Below are 15368 nucleotides of genomic sequence, written 5' to 3'. Positions count from 1 at the left end.
CTCGACGATCACGACACAAAGGAACTTGGCTAAATCCGTAGGGGCTTTGCTTGCGAAGACCGCGACAACACTGCCCACCATCGTTTCCTCCTGAGCCAAGACATCGTTTCGATGACAACAGTCCCACAATCCAAAACAATCCACTGCACGCATTGCGGGACGCCCTTTGTCCCCAAAGCAGAGGAGACGTATTGTTGCCACGGTTGTTACTACGTCGCTCAACTCATTCATGACGGTGGGCTTGAGCGTTTCTATGAACTCAAAGGCGATAAAGCGGTGCCGCCCGTGGGCTCCAAGGTCTTCCAGCCAAGCGACACCGAGCCGCTCCAAGCAGAGCTCGAAACTGCCGAATTAGCCAGCGAAGAACCAACAGTCTCCACACGTTTATCCATTGAAGGCATCAGTTGTATCGGCTGTGTGTGGCTGATCGAAGCCATCTTTAAACAACAAGCAGGCGCGAGCAACATCGTGATCGATCCGCGCTCCAATGCGGTCGAACTCACATGGCGACGCGGCGCATTTTCGATACAGGCCTTTGCCCAAGAGCTGCAAAAGATCGGCTATCGACTCTGCCCTTACAGTGAAGATCCCTCAGCGAGTCGCAATGGCAGCAAGCAAATCGCACACCGAATAGGGCTCTGTGGGTTCTTCCTGCTCAATACCATGCTCTTCACTCTACCAGGCTACCTCGGCATGGGCGGCGAGTTCTTCCTGGCTCCGCTATTTCAAATGCTGGGCGGCCTCTTTGCCACGCTCAGCCTGATCGTCGGCGGCGGCTATTTTATCAGTCGCGCATGGCAAGCCGCGAAGGCTCGTGTGCTGCATATCGACCTACCGATCGCCATGGGGCTGATTGCCGCATACCTTGGTTCGCTCATTGGTTGCATTACAGAATACACCTCACTGATCTACTTCGACTTCGTCGCCACGTTCGTCTTTCTGATGCTGGCTGGCCGCTGGCTACAAGAGTTCGCCTTGGAGAAAAACCGTTCTCAACTTCAACGCCAAAAAGTCGGCCCACGTGAGGTCACTCAACTCAACGGCGCACACGATGGCGAGCGCCTCCCAGTGCAGAAAGTCACCGCAGGCTTGGACTACAGTATTGCTCCTGGAGAAATCAATCCCGTCGCCGCTCAACCACTCGACGCACAGGGCACACTCAGCCTCGAATGGATCAATGGCGAAGCCGACCCCGTCATTTGGCCAAAAGAAAAAACCGCACCCGCCGGCGCGATCAACGTCGGCCTACACAGCCTACGCTTCCGCGCCAATGAATCGTGGCCGGAAAGCCTGCTCGCTCAACTCCTCGAACGCGGCGAAGACACCTTCCGCGACCTACGCCTACAAAGCATCCTACGCTCCTACATCGTCTGTGTGCTGATCATCGCCGTCATCGGCGGTGCGGCATGGATGGCGACGACAGGCAACGTCCTCAAATCCACACAAGTCCTCATCTCGATCCTCATCGTCTCCTGCCCCTGCGCGCTCGGCGTTGCGTTGCCGATGTGCGACGAATTTGCCACCGCCCGTCTGCGCCGCGCTGGCCTCTTCATCAAATCAGCAGATATTTGGGAGCGCCTACGTCAGGTCAGAACTGTCGTCTTCGACAAGACCGGCACCCTGACGATGGACATTCCGCGGCTCACGAATACCCAAAGTATTCAACAACTCGACCCTCTTTCAGCGCAGGCGCTCTATCAACTCGTCGCACACAACGTCCACCCCGTCGCGCGCTCCCTACGCGAGGCCTTACTCGCCTACCACCCGAGTATCTCCGAATCCGTCCCGCCGCTGGCAAACAGCGTCGAAGAAGTGATCGGCAAAGGGTTGATCTGGAAAGATTCGGGTTCCAACCAATGGAGTCTAGGTAGTTCCGCATGGTTAGCCAAAGACACACATGCACCCGATGATGCTCGCAGTGTGCTCCGCCAAAACGGGCTACTCGTTGCGGCCTTTAGCTTCATCGAAGATGTGCGCGATGATGCCCGCGACAGCATCGCCGCACTTCGCAGCCGAAACCTGGATACAGCCATTCTTAGCGGAGACGCCGCAGAACGCGTAGCGATTATCGCGAGTCAGCTCGACTTACCCGCCGACTCGGCAATCGGACAGTGCAGCCCAAGCGACAAAGCGAATTGGATCGACTCAAACGCCCGAGACTCTGCGCTCATGATCGGCGACGGTGCCAATGATAGTCTCGCCTTCGACAAAGCGATCTGCCGCGGCACCCCCGTCGTCGATCGCAGTATACTCGAAGCATCGGCCGACTTCTTCTTTTTTGGCCGTAGCCTACGCTGCCTACCCGCACTGTTCAGCACCGCCACCGCACGCCGACGCACAGTGACCACCGTATTCGCCGCCGCCGTCTGCTACAACGTCGCAGCAGTCAGCCTCTGCCTAGCAGGCATGATGCACCCGCTCTTAGCCGCCATCCTGATGCCGCTGAGCTCGGTCGCCACGCTAGCGATTGCGTGGATTGGCTTGGGGAAGAAGTGACACAGACATTCTTGTCTGTCCCTCTAGAGTCAGCCAATCCTACGCAACAGGCAAGACGGAGGTCTGCCGGAGATGGCGTAGCAATGCCTGTATCACTGATCCACCCCTACGCGCGCCAATGCGCGATTCGTGCAGCGACTTGCTTCGGCCCAGGCATGCCGGGCTTTTCACGCGCATCGAGTGCGCGCTTCAAATCGAAAACGCTATTCCAATCGTCACCCAACTTCGGATGGATCGGTGCGACTTGATCGTAAGGCAATTCGTTGAGCGGCGTATCGAGCTTTTCAGAAAGCCCCACCAAAGCACCGACCACGTGGTGTGCTTCACGAAACGGCACTTCGCGTTCGACCAAATAGTCCACCACATCCGTTGCTAGTAGCGCTGGATCGGCCACGGCAGCAGCACAGCGAGCTACATCAGCTTCGACACCGACCATACATGCGGCCACACAATCGAGGATCAATTGAGTCTGATCAAACGAATCAAAGACCGGCGGCTTATCTTCCTGCAAGTCACGGTTGTAGGTCAGCGGCAAGCCTTTGACCATGGTCAGTAGCATCTGCAAGTTACCGGTCAAACGCGCAGACTTGCCACGAATGAGCTCAAAGGCATCTGGATTCTTCTTCTGCGGCATCAAGCTCGAACCAGTCGTAAAGGCATCCGGCAAACGCACGAAGCCAAACTCCGCGCTGCTCCATAAAATAAAGTCTTCCGACAGACGAGACAGGTGCACTCCAATGGTCGCACAGACCGATGCGAAACTAATAAACGCATCACGGTCACTCACCGCATCCATGCTGTTCTGTGTTAGCTTCGGGTTACCGTCGGCATCGACGAAGCCCAACTCCTTTGCCACAAATTCGCGGTCAATCGGCAGTGTCGTGCCAGCAATCGCGCCAGAACCGAGCGGACATACATTCGCCTCTTCATAGACTTCCGTCATCCGCTTACGGTCGCGGCCAAACATTTCCACATACGCGAGCAAATGGTGCGCCATCGAGACAGGCTGTGCGCGCTGCAGGTGTGTGTAACCAGGAATGATCACAGTCTGTGTGCGATCTGCAAGATCCACGATCGAAGCGATCACGGCAGTCAGTGATGCATCGAGTTTGACGCAGGCATCTTTAAACCAGAGGCGCATATCGGTTGCCACTTGGTCGTTACGACTACGCGCGGTGTGGAGCTTCGCAGCAGCAGGCACGTTTTGCGTGAGCGCTTGCTCAATGTTCATGTGCACATCTTCCAGCGCCATGTCCCATTCAAATGCTCCGGCTTCAACTTGAGCAAGAATGGCGTCGAGCCCGCCGTGGATCGCATCGCGCTCCTCGGCGGTAATAATTCCAACATGTGCGAGCATCGCGGCCTGCGCTTTGCTGCCCTGCACATCAAAGACTGCGAGGCGTTGATCGAAGGAAACCGATTCGCCGATGCGTAGCATCAATTCCGCAGGTCCTTCAGAGAACCGCCCACCCCAAGTCGCTTGTTTTTGTCCGTTTGCCATAGTGGGGGCAGACTTTTCCCGCCTGCTCCGTGTTTGGCAAATCTAAAGCACCCGCGATCTTATAACGGCACCTTAGCGGCGACGGCGGAAAAATACTAGGCTCCCAACAAATACGCCAAAGATCAACGCATAGCTAGATGGCTCTGGAACGGGGCTAGCGGGCAAAGTGCCAGACGCGGTATCAATTGGCGCACCGACACCATTTGGATCCGTCCAAATAAGATCTGCTCCAGCAGTTCCGTTAATACCAGCGACATCGCCATTAAACGAATTATCATTCGTAGCAGAGCCCAAAACCAACATCATTGCAGAATCCTCGTCTAAGGTCTGGTTATAGCCATACATCGATTGATAAGCAGCATTCAGCGAAACCATATCAACCTGAAAGCTCACGAAATAATCGACGTTATTTTTAACACCATCTAAATCATTAGAAGCGTCTAGGCCATCGTATCCTTCATTCCCTCCCAATACAACTGGCGAAATATTGGCATAGTTATCCACATTCGGATCCGTGTCACTGATGTATGTTGAATGGTATGCAAAACTAGAAGTCGAAGGTGATAGATTGCCATCCGTTCCAGCCGTAAAGAAATTAATATCCTCCACTGTTCCTTTGCCTGAATCTAATTGTATATAGAAATCGATTCGCCCATTTGGTCCGACCTCACCACTATCACCTGCAACATCAAAACCGATATATATTTTAGTAGTCGGTGCTGTATCGAGACGCACACGGAATGCTATCGATGCGATATCGTCAGGATCATTCTCAATGTCTCCAAAGTCATAGCGCTTATAAAAGCCCGACTGCGTATTATCAGGATTGCCTACGAAATCTCCACCGGCCTTGTTCGCCTTCTCGTCACTATAATAATCCGACTGACCTACGAAATCCAAAGCCGTCCAATTATCGGTGGAGTCATTCAACTCCAATGCAGTCAATATTGCATACGCGGGAGCAGACGCCCCGAAAAACGTGCAAAGCAATAAAAAGATTCGATACACTGGTTTCATAATAAAAATAGAGCGCAGGAGAAACGTTATACAAGCAAATGCAAGGCCAATCAGGCACAAAATAAGCAGAACACCCCAGAAAATAGCACATACACCCCACAAAGGAGTAAGATTAGCTTCTTTTCAACGCTTCCATGAGTGCTGAGAGCGATTGCATCGGCGGCAAACAGTGCGTGCCAATGCACATTTGATAGTCGGCCGATCGCTCGCCTTCGTCCAACAGGATGAACACACGACGCCATGGTGCGGTCGCCAGTGCGATTTGAAGTGGCTCCAACGACACGCCTGCACGCACCTTAATCACCACCACACCAGCGGCGTGCGTGGTGGCAGCTTCGAGTGCATGTGCCACGCCAGCAGCGACCTTTTGCGCATAATCGGAAAAGGCCGGCAACGTGGAGCGCAACGCAGCGTCATAGCGCCCGTCACCTGTTAAAGCGTAGAGTCCTGACAGTGCGTGCAACAAGGCGGCGTTGCCCGAAGGCGTGGCATTATCGAACCATTCCTTACGACGCGCAACGGGTGTCTCAGAATCTTCGGCAGTAAAGAAAAAGCCTGCCGCATGCGGATCTTCGAAATAGCGTAGCGCACTCTCCACACAACTTTGAGCACGCGCCTGATAGATCGCAGATGCGCCAGGATCGAGCACATCAATCTTGGACGCAATCGCCAAGAATGCCTCAGCGGCCAGCGCATAGTCGTGCAAGAAGCCATCCACCTGCGCACCCGAACCCTCATAGAAGACAGCCTTCAAACGCAGCGCACCGTCTTGCTCCTCGGTCAATGCATCCCAGATAAAATCAGCGGCCTTGCGTGCGCGCTGCAACCACTCGGGCCGGTTGAAATAAAATCCAGCGTCCGCCATCGAGCGGATCAACATACAATTCCACGCGGTGCTGACCTTGGTATCTTTCCCCGGACGCACTCGATTGGTTTCGCGATAGGTCAGCAATTTCTGACGGGCCGCAGTAAGTTGCTCACGCACAGCAAAATCAGCATCCACCAGTGCGGGATTGGAACTGCCATGCTCAAAGTTGCCCTCGGTGGTAATATTATAAGCGAGACGAATCGCGCGCGCATCTTCCGTCGGCCCGAGCACGGAATCAATCTCCTCAGGTGTCCACACAGTGTAGCGCCCCTCTTCGCCTTCACTATCGGCATCCAATGCAGCATAGAATCCACCCGCCTCAGCGCTCATTTCACGCTCTAACCAGCCAATCGTTTCTTCAACGACTGCCGCGTAGAGCGGATCTTGATTGTCCAACCAACCGCGTGTGTAGGCATCGATCAGCAGCGCATTATCATAGAGCATCTTCTCGAAATGCGGAATCAACCAATGCGGATCGACACTGTAACGAGCAAATCCGCCACCGAACTGATCAAATAGCCCGCCGTGCGCCATTGCGCGCAACGTGGTGTGGCAGACGTGATCAATGCGCTCACCGAGTTCGGCGTCAGCATCGACAACCGCGCTACCTCGGAGTGCGCGAAGGAAATTCAAGGTCATCGAAGGTGGAAATTTCGGCGCTCCACCGAAGCCTCCATATTGATCGTCGTGCGTGCCGCAGATTCCATTCGCGGCAGCGACTAGCACCGAATCATCCCATGTATTCTGCGCCCCCCCCGCGCTGGCCGCCATGGTCGCAGCCATGATATTCTTCTGAATCGCATCGGCATTGTCCTCCAACTCCGCACGCGAGCGCTGGTAGTGTTCGGAGATGCGCATCAAGACCTGCGGCCAAGGAATCAAGCCCTGCCCTCGATCTTCAGGCGGAAAATACGTGCCACCAAAGAACGGGCGACCATCAGGCAAACAGAACACATTCAACGGCCAACCTCCAGATTGCTGGATCATCTGCACCGCTTCCATATAAATTTGATCGACATCAGGTCGCTCTTCGCGATCGACCTTCACACAGATGAAGTGCTGGTTCATCAGCTTAGCGATGTAGTCGCTCTCGAAGCTTTCATGCGCCATCACATGGCACCAGTGACACGCAGAGTAGCCGATCGAAATCAGCAGCGGCTTGCCCGAGGCTTCGGCGGCGGCAAACGCCTCGTCGCCCCAAGGATACCAATCCACAGGATTTTCGGCGTGTTGTTTTAGATAGAGACTATTCTCTTTAGAGAGACGATTGTGCACTGGCTTGGTCGAGTTGATGAGATGGCATAGAGCGGAACTGCCTACACATGAATTCGCCCCAAAATAATGCAAGCCGTGTTCTAAGTTTTAATTTTAAGCCTTCAGCACGTCTTTCTGCATAAATTGTTTTGCAGCGGTGCGATCCTGCTTCACACAATGCAGGCTTTTCCACGCAACATGTCTTCAATCCGCATACTATCCGACCGAGTCGCCAACCAAATCGCCGCTGGCGAGGTCATTGAACGCCCTGTCGCAGTCGTCAAAGAACTTGTCGAGAATTGCATTGATGCGGGCGCAACACGGATCGAGGTCGAATTCCGCAACGGCGGCAAGTCCTACATCCGTATCGAGGACAACGGCAAAGGCATGTCGCCGGACGAGGCGCTACTCTGTCTAGAGCGCCACGCGACCAGTAAAATCCGTGAAGCTGCCGACCTCAACGAAGTGTGCAGCTTCGGCTTTCGTGGCGAAGCCCTCCCTTCGATTGCATCGGTCTCGAAATTCACCCTGCGCACCCGTGCGAAAGAGTGGGACCACGGCACCGAGATCCTGATCAATGGTGGCAAAATGATTGATAAAAAAGACTGCGGCATGCCAGTCGGCACTGTGATCGAAGTCGCGCACCTGTTTAACTCCGTTCCAGCGCGCCGCAAGTTCCTCAAAACCGACCCCACCGAAACGGCGCACATTACTTACAACTGCCGCCTATTCGCGGTGGCACACCCAAACGTCGCATTCCGCGTGCTGGAAAATGGCCGCACCGTCTTTCAATCGCCCGCCTGTGAAAACTTGCGAGACCGCATCGCCGAGATCTGGGGACGCAGCCTCGCTGATGATCTGATTCCCGTCGATGTGAGCGATCCGAAGACCGGATTTCGCCTGACTGGACTGACCGCAAAGCCGGGCGTGGGACGCTCGACTCGCCGCGAGCTGGTCACATTGGTGAACCGCCGCCCCGTCGACAGCCGCACGCTGAGCTTAGCCGTGCTCGACGCCTATCATGGCCGCATTCAAAAAGGCCGTTTTCCGCCCGCATTTCTATTTCTCGAAATCAAGCCGCAAGAAGTGGATGTCAATGTGCACCCAGCGAAACGCGAAGTGCGCTTCCGCGACGATGGTGCAATCCGTCGCTTCGTGTTGAATGCAGTCACAGAGACCTTAGCCGCCAGCCGTGCCGACGACATCGCTCAAACCATAGCACCGAGCCCTGCCACGATTCCGGAAGAATCCACATCAAAACCAGAGCCGAAAGCAAAGCCTAGTTTACCCAAAACAACACCTGCGGTCAAAGTCGCAGTGCTCCCGACTCCGAGTCAAGCAATTCGCCCTGCAGCCACACCAGCGGCTCCCAAAGTAGCACTACGCACCGCACCGCAGCCAGTCGCCTGCACACCAGAGCCAAGCGCGACTCCTGCACCCGTAGTCACACCAGCACCAACACCTGCCCCGAAAAAGACAACTTCTGGCTGGCGCTTGATCACCTTGCTAAAGAAGCGCTATGCATTATTCGACACCACACGTGGCCTCGTTATGCTGCACTTACGACACGCGGATCAGCGTGTGCGCTTTGAGCGTATCAGCAAAGAGTTTAAAGACGAAACTCCCCCGAGTCAGCGACTACTCATCCCGCACCCGCTCGAATTCGAACCACTCGCCTCCGAAGCACTGAAATCCCAACTCAAGCAATTGAATGCACAAGGCTTTCAAGTCGAAGAATTCGGTCGTAATTTTTACCGTATCGAGGCAGTGCCTACGTGGCTCTCGCCCGAACAGGCGGAGTCGTTTATCCGCGACCTCGTGGACCTAGTCCGTCAACGCGGTGGCATGCGCAAACAAACTGCGCTCGGCTGGGAAGCCGTCGCTCGACTCGCCGTCGAAGGCAGTTACCGACGCAGTGACTCATTAACCGAACAGGCCGTCGAACAACTCGCCAAAGACCTACTCGCCTGCGAAACCCCACACACCTCACCTTTTGGTAAACCCACGTTCAGCGAAGTCAGTTGGGGCGAATGGGAGCGCCGATTCGGCAGCGATTAATACCACTTATGTCAGAGATACGACTCAATTTTGAACAATGGCGCGCACTCGCAGAAGAATCACCAGAACGCATAGTGAATCAATTTCTATCGCGCCTGCAGATGCTCTCAAAAAATGAGCTGCGAACATGGCTCACCGCCACTGCAACAAAGCAACAACTACTGACATCGCTCCAAGTGGTCGCCTCTGGCGAAACAAGTCCACTCGCCTGCGTGCCTTATGTGTTGCAAGACATGTTCGATATCGAAGGCATGCCGACTCGATGCGGCGCCCCATTCTCGGCCCCCTTTGAAACCCTCCTTGAAGACTCCAGTCTACTATATCAAAAACTGAATTCATTAGGCGCCTGTTTTTTCAGCAAAACTCAACCTGCCGAATTTGGTGTCGATTCACAAGGACGCAACCCAACCTACGGCGACTGCAAGCACCAAGATGGCGAGCAATATGCCTGTGGTGGCGGCGCTGGCTCTGTCGCTCGATCAATCAGTTCAGGTCTAGTGCCTCTCGGCTTCGGACTGGACACCGCAGGTGGCATTCGCATCCCGGCAGCCTTCCACGGTTTGTTCGGATTCCGCATGGGCAACAATGCATACGCACGCGAAGGTGTCTTCCCGATCGCTCCATCCCTGGAGTCGGTCGGCTGGATAAACAACTGCATCGCAGACTTAGACACGACTTTCAAAGTCTTCCACCACGTCTCAAAATCCCACTCGACCGAAGCGCCACGTGGCTACGTGATTACAGACCTGACGAACTACATTTCGACTGAGATTAAGTCAGGACTCCTAGGCCTCACCCGCGAGTTAGACATCGACGACGACCCAGCAACGGGCACACGCCTACGAAAATTGCTCTCACAAGGCGGCACTGCGCATCACACTTTGGTGGCACGAGAGCTGTATTCAATCCACCAATACTGGATCGAAGAATATAGTGACCAATACGATGACACCCTGATGCAATACATCAAAGAAGGCATTATTTGCCCACCTGCCAAAGTGGACGAATGCACTCAGATCCAAGAAGCTATACGGTTCTCGCTCACCCAATTCTTTGAAGAATATGATTATCTGGTGCTACCAATCAGCCCCGTCGCAACACCTGAAAAATCTGCTTGGAGTAGCCAACTTGAGCACGACATCCAGCAACTCATCGCACCTGCCAGCCTAGCTTTTTTGCCAGCGATCATCCTGCCGTTCAACTGCGTGAGTGGCCGCCATAGCGCGGCTCAAATAATAATTAATCCGCGCAAGCTAAACATCGTGCCAGAACTACTCGCAAAATTGACAAGGTATTACGAAGACTAGGAGTCGATGGCGATTAGAGACAATCGCCATCGGTTACATGTGCCCCAAAAGCATTAGTCAGTGCGATCACGCCAGCGAGCAAATCTGCGAATTCAAGTCGCACACGATCCGCCGTCTCAGCAACCTCCTCATGCGTGAGCGGACCGCAAGAGATCCCAGCTGCTGCGTTCGTAATACAAGAAATACCGATCACACGCATCCCTAGTTGACGAGCAACGATCGCTTCTGGAACGGTGGACATACCCACCGCGTCAGCGCCCAAATTCGCAAACGCACGAATCTCAGCTGGCGTCTCAAAGCTCGGACCCGTCGTAGCAAGATAGACTCCTTCCTGCAAAGGGATGCCTTGGTCGCGCGCCCATTCCCGAATTTGTTGGCGCAAGGCTTTATTATACACCTCAGACATATCAGGGAAACGAATCCCCTCGTCAACGACCGCACCAATCAATGGGTTCGTGCCGAGAAAATTAATATGATCATGAATCAACATGAAATCACCCGGCACGTAACAGGGGTTAATGCCGCCTGCCGCATTCGTCAGATACAAGTCCTTAACACCGAGTTGGTGCATCATACGGATCGGTAGCGTCAACTGCTCCATCGAGTAACCCTCATAGAAATGGAAGCGTCCCTGCATACAGATCACACGACGGCCATCTAGATTTCCAAAAACGAATTGGCCCGCATGCCCGGGCACGGTTGATACCGGAAATCCCTCGATCTCACCATACGGGAGACGCCCCACCACTTCGATACGGTCATCAGCAAAGAAGCCGAGCCCCGAGCCCAAGATCAATCCGACCTCTGGCTTAAAATTTGCGAGTTCAGTAGGTAGTTCAGGGTGTTTCATAACAATAGATATTTAGGATTCGGAAATATGATCGATAATAATATCGGAAGTTTCTACAGGTTCGAAGGAATAAGTCATCGCCTGACGCAGACGCTCGAGAGAGGCGTTCAACGATGCATCAGTATTATAGTGCACCTGGCAAAGCACATCGCCTGGCTCGACACGATCCCCCGTCTTTTTCTGAAAGACGATGCCTACCGCTAAATCAATCACCGCATCCGCATGTGCGCGCCCCGCTCCCAATAAACGAGCGGCTTCTCCAACCAGTAACGCATCGATCGCAGCAATATAGCTAGTAGTGTCACCTGTGTAGCAGAGATCAAACACCCAGCCAGCAGCAGCAAACAGACTTAAATCATCTACGACTCGTGCGTCGCCACCTTGAGCCGCCACTAACCCGCGGAACGCAGCCAAAGCGGCACCACTCTCAATCGCAGTATCCATACGTTGCTGCGCCTCTGCACGATCGTGACATAACCCACCGAGCCGCAGCATTTCTGCCACTAGTTCAAAGGTGACCGCCATCAAATCCTCCGGCCCTTGCCCCTTTAAGCAGTCAATCGATTCGATCACCTCCAATGCATTACCCACAGCACAACCCAACGGTTGATCCATACGTGTCAGCACCGCAGTCGTCGGCTTACCAACACCCGCACTGATCCGAACCAGCGACTCGGCCAATTCGCGCGCCTCGGATTCGGTTTTCATAAAGGCACCGCGCCCGCACTTCACATCTAAGACCAGCGCATCAATACCCTCAGCCAGTTTCTTACTCAAAATACTCGCACAAATTAAAGGGATGCTTTCAACCGTCGCGGTCACATCACGCAAGGCATATAATTTGCGATCCGCTGGCACCATGTCGGCGGACTGGCCAATCATCGCCTGATGGATCGAAGCGAGCTGCGCACGATATGCCGCATCGCTCAAATCAACTGTAAATCCTGGAATCGCCTCCAACTTATCCAACGTGCCGCCGGTATGACCGAGCCCACGCCCACTCATCATTGGCACACAGAGACCGACCGACGCAGCTAGTGGCGCGAGAATTAACGATACCTTGTCACCGACACCACCAGTGGAATGCTTATCGACTTTAGGCCGTGTGATCTCAGGAAGTTCAACGATACGCCCCGAACGCATCATCGCTTCCGTCATCCAAGCAGTCTCCTCAGGCGTCATCCCCTTCAGCACAATCGCCATCAATAGCGCGCTAGCCTGATAATCCTTAAAGTCGCCAGACACCACACCCGCAACAAACTGCTCAATCTGCGAACGGCTCAAACAGCCGCCGTCTCGTTTAATTGCTATTATTTCTTGTGGGATATCCATACTAACTGAAGTGATCATACATCCTAATGACTCAAGTTCAACGCAGATATAACTTGGAATTTACCAATGTATCCAAATGCTCACAGAAAACCTCCAGAGATACCATACGACTTATGAATGCTTCAGATTTTGCCGCCACACTTGATGCTACCAATTTAAAACTCGATGCGAGCGATGGCGAAATCTGCGCGCTTTGCGACGAAGCCGCACACGCTGGCTATGCATCGGTCTGCATATATCCCACCAGCGTCTCGATTTGCTCAGACATTTTATATAACTCAAGGGCGGGTGTCTGCACAGTGATCGGCTTCCCCCACGGACGATCCAGCTTAGAGTCCAAGCGCGAAGAGATCCTACGTGCCAAAGCGAATGGAGCCAACGAAGTGGATATCGTGATGAACTACGCCGAACTACGCTCTGGTGAAAAAACCATCGTCACCGAAGAGATCGTCCGCCTCTGCGAAGTCGCACGTGAAAACGAGCTTCTGACCAAAATCATCGTCGAGACCTGCTATCTCAACGAAGCTCAAAAATTGATCGCACTGGCAATCTGCGAAAAGGCAGGTGCCGACTTCATCAAAACCTCGACTGGCTTCGGGTCCGGAGGCGCCACAGTGGCTGACATTGAGCTCTTCGCGCAGAACCGCAAAGGCCCGATCAAGATCAAGGCCAGTGGTGGCATCCGCACACTCAACGATGCGCTAGCACTCATCGAAGCGGGAGCCGAACGCCTCGGAGTCTCCGCCGCAAGCGCACTGCTCGCAGAGCTAAAAGGTGAGAACTTCGAGGCTCAGTCGAAAGACAGCTACTAATTTTATTGGGACGATGAGAGCGACAACCTCTGCGTCGTTATTTACGGGGAGATGTAACGAAACCTGATTTCGTCGTTTACGGAGTGCTCGACAGGCTCGCCGTCTGTGCCCTGCAACACGGGGAGTCTCGGCGCAGCAGAAAGGAGAGTCATTCAGGGCATGCTCTCCTGCAAGCAGGTGACGCGCGCACCACACTTGAAATCAGACACATCCCTGCAGACATAACGATTACAGCGAACTGACGACTCTCTACAAAAAAAAGAGGAGGCATCACTGCCCCCTCTTTAAAATATTGTTGATGTGCTACAATTTACTGATCCGTCAGTCAATCTGACTGAGCAAATCGTTGATCACATCGTGTGATGAATAGCTCATGGTGTCCCAATTCACGAAACGTCCCAGCTTAGTGACATCGTCACCGCTCGTTACGATCGCTGGCTCAACACCACCATCTTTGAATTTCTGTGGCATCCCAATCGCAGCCATCAAACCATTGCAGAGACACTTACGGCCAACAGTATCTTCTTCTTTGCCACCCTTCTTCAGGTAATCTTTAACAGGCTCAGATGGGCAACGATAGCCAATGGTAGCGTCCGCCTTCTTGTAAGGGTGACGCAAGTAACAAAGGTCGCAAATACGTTTGCGGGATTCATACACTGCCTCCTCATAGATCGTGCCTTCGAGGTTTACGACCTTGAAAGGGAAGCCAGTCGGCGAGCCACGGGAATCGGTAAAGATCTTGGCGTCGCCAGTTTGCACTTTCTCGAGGACGCGCTTCTTAATGGATGGAGCGAAGCCTGACTCATCACTGTAGGCAAATGCAGTTCCGACTTGAACACCAGCTGCACCAGCAGCCAACGCATCTTTGAGGCCGGTCTCCGAGGAGCCGCCACCAGCGAGCCAGAAAGGAATACCCAGCTTGGCGAGCTGAGCCAAATTCGCTTCGTCTTTGACGCCGTAAATAGGTTCGTCATTTTCATCTAACTTCATCCCTCCACGTGGTGGGGCATTGTGACCACCAGCGACGTGACGCTCGACGATGAATCCATTGACCTTACCAGTCGATTTCTTCGCAAGCGTAAGCGCCAAGACATTTGAAGAAATGATCGGGAAAAAGTCAGGGCGCTTTAACTTCGGCAATTCGACATCCGGCAAGTGCGAACGAATCCACTCAAGCGGATCAAAACGGCTAAAATAAGCATCTTCCTTATCTGCATCTTCAACATTGATACGATACTCGACTGGCTTCCACTCTGCCAAGGCATCCAAAATGCCAGGAATCGTGCGTGGGATACCAGCCCCCATCAGGACGTTGTCCACACCAGCAAGCATAGCGCCGAACATCGATGTCAAATTCGGCATTTGAATCTTCTCGAGGAAGTTCACACCGACGTGGCCTTGATGCCCTTCCTTCGCAAGATAGACTTCGACAAAATTAGCTGCAATCGTGAGGTCAACGACGTTTGCACTCGGATCAACACGAAAGCCTGCAGTCAGTTTCGAGGGCTTATCATTTTGCTCCTCTTCGGACTTGAAATAACGTGCAATAATACGCTCTGCCACTGCTGGCACTGGAAACGCGGCCAAACCACGGCGCATATGACCACCAATGTCTCCATGTTGTAAACGTCGAATAAGCACAGAATCCAACGCCGTGCCGGAGATCACTCCGAGCTGTCCGACTGAGGAAACTGAATTCGCGAGTCTCCAGTCGGAAACGCCAGCGCCCATACCACCTTGAATGATTTTTGGAAGAAACATATATACTAAATTTTTAGATCTTTAATCAGTCCACATCACCGTAGACATCAAAACTAGTCAGGCAAGCTGACAGTTCATACCCCGTCGTGCGAACATTATTACGCAAAAAACC

The 15368-nt window shown here is 53.5% G+C and carries 10 protein-coding genes; 4 read left to right on the top strand and 6 right to left on the bottom strand.

Annotated elements, in window-relative coordinates:
* The first annotated feature begins 111 nt into the window (after positions 1-111).
* Positions 112-2496, top strand: a complete 2385-nt coding sequence (locus GZZ87_RS11900) for a heavy metal translocating P-type ATPase metal-binding domain-containing protein (protein ID WP_162025130.1) — start codon at positions 112-114, stop codon at positions 2494-2496.
* Between the two features lie 106 nt (positions 2497-2602).
* On the opposite strand, the gene argH is transcribed toward GZZ87_RS11900, so the two are convergent.
* The 3 genes from argH to GZZ87_RS11885 all read right to left on the bottom strand — a co-directional run bounded on the left by argH (position 2603) and on the right by GZZ87_RS11885 (position 7157).
* Entirely contained in the window at positions 2603-3997 is a 1395-nt protein-coding gene (gene argH, locus GZZ87_RS11895) for an argininosuccinate lyase (protein WP_162025131.1), read from the bottom strand.
* Positions 3998-4069: 72 nt separating this feature from the next.
* Entirely contained in the window at positions 4070-5014 is a 945-nt protein-coding gene (locus tag GZZ87_RS11890) for a PEP-CTERM sorting domain-containing protein (RefSeq protein WP_162025132.1), read from the bottom strand.
* A gap of 112 nt (positions 5015-5126) precedes the next feature.
* Complete coding sequence (locus tag GZZ87_RS11885) at positions 5127-7157, bottom strand: thioredoxin domain-containing protein (protein WP_162025133.1); 2031 nt, start codon at positions 7155-7157, stop codon at positions 5127-5129.
* A gap of 177 nt (positions 7158-7334) precedes the next feature.
* Between GZZ87_RS11885 and mutL the strand changes: the two genes are divergently transcribed.
* Together mutL and GZZ87_RS11875 are read left to right on the top strand one after the other, a co-directional pair.
* Positions 7335-9194: a DNA mismatch repair endonuclease MutL gene (gene mutL, locus GZZ87_RS11880; protein WP_162025134.1), complete on the top strand. Its 1860-nt coding sequence runs from the start codon at positions 7335-7337 to the stop codon at positions 9192-9194.
* 8 nt (positions 9195-9202) lie between these two features.
* Positions 9203-10501: an amidase gene (locus GZZ87_RS11875; protein WP_162025135.1), complete on the top strand. Its 1299-nt coding sequence runs from the start codon at positions 9203-9205 to the stop codon at positions 10499-10501.
* 13 nt (positions 10502-10514) lie between these two features.
* On the opposite strand, the gene GZZ87_RS11870 is transcribed toward GZZ87_RS11875, so the two are convergent.
* Positions 10515-11351 carry a purine-nucleoside phosphorylase gene (locus tag GZZ87_RS11870; RefSeq protein WP_162025136.1) on the bottom strand — a complete coding sequence of 279 codons (837 nt, stop codon included), beginning with the start codon at positions 11349-11351 and terminating at the stop codon, positions 10515-10517.
* Between the two features lie 12 nt (positions 11352-11363).
* Positions 11364-12701, bottom strand: coding sequence for a thymidine phosphorylase (locus GZZ87_RS11865; protein WP_244652054.1), 1338 nt, complete (start codon positions 12699-12701; stop codon positions 11364-11366).
* A gap of 95 nt (positions 12702-12796) precedes the next feature.
* On the opposite strand from GZZ87_RS11865, the gene deoC reads away from it, so the two are divergent.
* Entirely contained in the window at positions 12797-13495 is a 699-nt protein-coding gene (gene deoC, locus GZZ87_RS11860) for a deoxyribose-phosphate aldolase (RefSeq protein ID WP_162025137.1), read from the top strand.
* A gap of 321 nt (positions 13496-13816) precedes the next feature.
* Here the strand turns inward: deoC and GZZ87_RS11855 are convergent, their stop codons facing one another.
* The gene (locus tag GZZ87_RS11855) at positions 13817-15256 is read right to left on the bottom strand and encodes a nitronate monooxygenase (RefSeq protein WP_162025138.1); all 1440 of its coding nucleotides are present in this window, start codon (positions 15254-15256) and stop codon (positions 13817-13819) included.
* Positions 15257-15368: the final 112 nt, after the last annotated feature.

Source organism: Lentimonas sp. CC4, assembly GCF_902728235.1.
GTDB lineage: Bacteria > Verrucomicrobiota > Verrucomicrobiia > Opitutales > Coraliomargaritaceae > Lentimonas.
Note: the sequence above shows the minus strand (reverse complement) of the source record. Positions and strands in the feature narration are given on the sequence as shown.

Excerpts from the sequence above, each read along its gene's own strand:
- GZZ87_RS11900 (WP_162025130.1), top strand. The coding sequence starts at position 112 with ATGACAACAGTCCCACAATCCAAAACAATCCACTGCACGCATTGCGGG.
- argH (WP_162025131.1), bottom strand. The coding sequence starts at position 3,997 with ATGGCAAACGGACAAAAACAAGCGACTTGGGGTGGGCGGTTCTCTGAA.
- GZZ87_RS11890 (WP_162025132.1), bottom strand. The coding sequence starts at position 5,014 with ATGAAACCAGTGTATCGAATCTTTTTATTGCTTTGCACGTTTTTCGGG.
- mutL (WP_162025134.1), top strand. The coding sequence starts at position 7,335 with ATGTCTTCAATCCGCATACTATCCGACCGAGTCGCCAACCAAATCGCC.
- GZZ87_RS11875 (WP_162025135.1), top strand. The coding sequence starts at position 9,203 with ATGTCAGAGATACGACTCAATTTTGAACAATGGCGCGCACTCGCAGAA.
- GZZ87_RS11870 (WP_162025136.1), bottom strand. The coding sequence starts at position 11,351 with ATGAAACACCCTGAACTACCTACTGAACTCGCAAATTTTAAGCCAGAG.
- GZZ87_RS11865 (WP_244652054.1), bottom strand. The coding sequence starts at position 12,701 with ATGATCACTTCAGTTAGTATGGATATCCCACAAGAAATAATAGCAATT.
- deoC (WP_162025137.1), top strand. The coding sequence starts at position 12,797 with ATGAATGCTTCAGATTTTGCCGCCACACTTGATGCTACCAATTTAAAA.
- GZZ87_RS11855 (WP_162025138.1), bottom strand. The coding sequence starts at position 15,256 with ATGTTTCTTCCAAAAATCATTCAAGGTGGTATGGGCGCTGGCGTTTCC.